Origin of the sequence: Ideonella azotifigens, assembly GCF_006519715.1 — a bacterium.
In the GTDB taxonomy this organism is placed as follows: domain Bacteria; phylum Pseudomonadota; class Gammaproteobacteria; order Burkholderiales; family Burkholderiaceae_C; genus Ideonella; species Ideonella azotifigens.
Genome location: NZ_VIDT01000740.1, coordinates 1 through 2,518 on the forward strand (window position 1 = coordinate 1; position 2,518 = coordinate 2,518).

The window sequence follows — 2,518 nt, forward strand, 5'->3', positions numbered from 1 at the left end:
GCCGCCATGCGCACGAACTCCGGCGCGCTGCTCATCGGCGCCAGCAGGCCGCTGATCTGCGGGCGCACCAGCTGGCTGGCCGCGGCGTAGTCGTAGGCCAGCACCGGCAGGCCGCTGGCCAGGGCCTCGGGCGTCACGTTGCCGAAGGTCTCGGTGAGGCTGGGAAACAGGAACAGGTCGCCGCTGGCGTAGTGGGCGGCCAGGTCATCGCCATGGCGCATACCGGCGAAGATGGCCTGCGGGCAGCGCGCCTGCAGGTCCTTGCGCGCCGGGCCGTCGCCCACCAGCACCAGCTTCGCGCGTGGCTGCACCTGGCGCATGGCCTCGAAAGCCTGCATCAGCGTGCCCAGGTTCTTCTCCGCCGCCAGCCGGCCCACGTGCACCACCACCAGGTCGCCCGGTGCCGCGCCCCAGCTTTCGCGCAAGGCCTCGCTGCGAAAGCGCGGGTGGAACAGCTGCGTGTCCACGCCGCGCGCCACCACCATCACGTTGCGGAAACCGTAGCCGGTGAGGGCCTGGCGCAGGCCTTCGTCGGGCGTCATCGTGCACTGCGTCAGGTTATGGAACTTGCGCAGGTAGGCCATGATGGGCTTGTGCAGCCAGCCCACGCCGTAGTGCTTGCTGTAGGCGTGGAAGTTGGTGCGGAAGTCCGAGCATACCGGCAGCTTCAGGTGTGTGGCGGCCTGCAGCGCGGACCAGCCCATCGGCCCTTCTGTTGCGATGTGCACCACGTCCGGCCGCCGCACCGACCACAGCTTCACCAGCGTGCGCTTGGAGGTCAGCCCCATGCGCAGCTGCGGGTAGCGCGGGATCGGCAGGCCGCGCATCAGCACCTCGTGGAAACCTGGCGCGTCGCTGCCCTGTTCGCCGCGGCGCTGGCCTGGGCGGATCAGCTGCACCGCATGGTTGCGCGCGCGCAGGCCTTCGACCACGCTGGCGATGGTGCGTGCCACGCCGTTGACTTCCGGCGGGTAGGTCTCGGTCACGACCGAGATGCGCAAAGAGCGCCGTTCGGCCGGGTAGTCGTCCACGACGATCTCATCGGGCGCCATGTCCAGTTGCGCAGCCAGCAGCTTCTTGGGGGTCATCACGCACGTCTCCATCGCAAGATGTTGCGATGGCAATGCAACAGCGCGATGACGGCGCCACGGCAGCACCGACACCGTGCTGTCACGCGCGTTTCACGGCCGCTTCATGTGTCGGCCGCATGCTGCCGCACCGTCAAACTAAGGAGTGCATGTCCGTGCCTGTCATCCGCGAGTTCCTGGAGACCCTGCGCGTGCAGCGTTGGGATGACCACCGCTACTACCACCACAGTCGCATCAACCAGTCGCTGCACCTGCTGAGCGCCTGCAGCTTCGTGGTCGCCTATGCCCTGCTGTTCATCGACCCGGCGATGGCTGCGCTGCTGGCCTGGGGTGTGTCGATGACCAGCCGCCAGGCCGGCCACTTCTTCTTCGAGCCCAAGGGCTACGACCAGGTCAACCAGGCCACGCACGAGCACAAGGAAGAGATCAAGGTCGGCTACAACCTGCGCCGCAAGGTGGTGCTGATGGCGGCCTGGGCACTGGCCCCGGCGCTGCTGTGGTTCACGCCTTCACTCGGCGGCCTGATCGAGCCGGCGACCGACACCGCAGGCTACATCCACGACGTTGGCATCTTCTGGCTGGCACTCGGCGTCGGCGGCCTGATCTTCCGCACCGTGCACCTGTTCTTCCTGTTCAACGTGCAGACCGGCCTGGCCTGGATGACCAAGATCCTGACCGACCCGTTCCACGACATCCTGCTGTACTACAAAGCTCCGCTGGCCCTGCTGCGCGGCGAATGGATAGACCCGCATCACGCGCAGCACCACGCCCAGCAGTCGCGCTGAGCTGAACTGAGCGGCGGCGCCGGCCGCCCGGAATTTGCGCCCGCGCAAGGCCGGGCGGCCGCTGGCGGCGCAGCATCTCGCCATGCATCCGCAGCAGCGCATCCTGATCATTCAGGGCCATCCTGATCCCGCCGGCGGCCATTTCGGCCATGCGCTGGCCGAGGCTTATGCCAGCGGCGCCTGCGCCGCGGGGCACGAGGTGCGGGTGATTGACGTGGCGGCGCTGGACTTTCCGTTGCTGCGCACCAAGCACGCCTGGGAACAGGGGGCGCTGCCGCCGGCGCTGCTGCCCGCGCAACAGGGCGTCCAGTGGGCCCAGCACCTGGTGTTCTTCTTTCCCCTGTGGCTGGGTGGCATGCCGGCGCTGCTGAAGGGCTTTCTCGAGCAGGTGGCCCGACCGGGCTTTGCGCTGGCCTTGCCCGGCACGCCCGGGCCGCGGCAACTGCTCAAGGGCCGCTCCGCCCGGGTCGTCGTCACGATGGGCATGCCGGCCCCGCTGTACCGCTGGTTCTTCGCGGCCCACGACGTCAAGGCGCTGGAGCGCAACATCCTCGGTTTCGTGGGCATCTCGCCGGTGCGCAGGAGCCTGATCGGCATGGTGGAGGGCGACGCGAAGCGGCGGCTTGCGTGGCTGCAGCGCCTGCG

General features: G+C 68.5%; 3 protein-coding genes. 2 read left to right on the forward strand and 1 reads right to left on the reverse strand.

Annotated elements, in window-relative coordinates; all coding sequences use genetic code 11:
* Positions 1-1,088, reverse strand: a 1,088-nt coding sequence (locus tag FKP22_RS27035) for a glycosyltransferase family 4 protein (protein WP_233446974.1), incomplete at its 3' end; no start/stop codon positions are given.
* Positions 1,089-1,237: 149 nt separating this feature from the next.
* On the opposite strand from FKP22_RS27035, the gene FKP22_RS27040 reads away from it, so the two are divergent.
* Together FKP22_RS27040 and FKP22_RS27045 are read left to right on the forward strand one after the other, a co-directional pair.
* Complete coding sequence (locus tag FKP22_RS27040; protein ID WP_141291052.1) at positions 1,238-1,873, forward strand: hypothetical protein; 636 nt, start codon at positions 1,238-1,240, stop codon at positions 1,871-1,873.
* Positions 1,874-1,955: 82 nt separating this feature from the next.
* A partial coding sequence (locus FKP22_RS27045) for an NAD(P)H-dependent oxidoreductase (protein ID WP_141291053.1) occupies positions 1,956-2,518 on the forward strand: 563 nt, incomplete at its 3' end.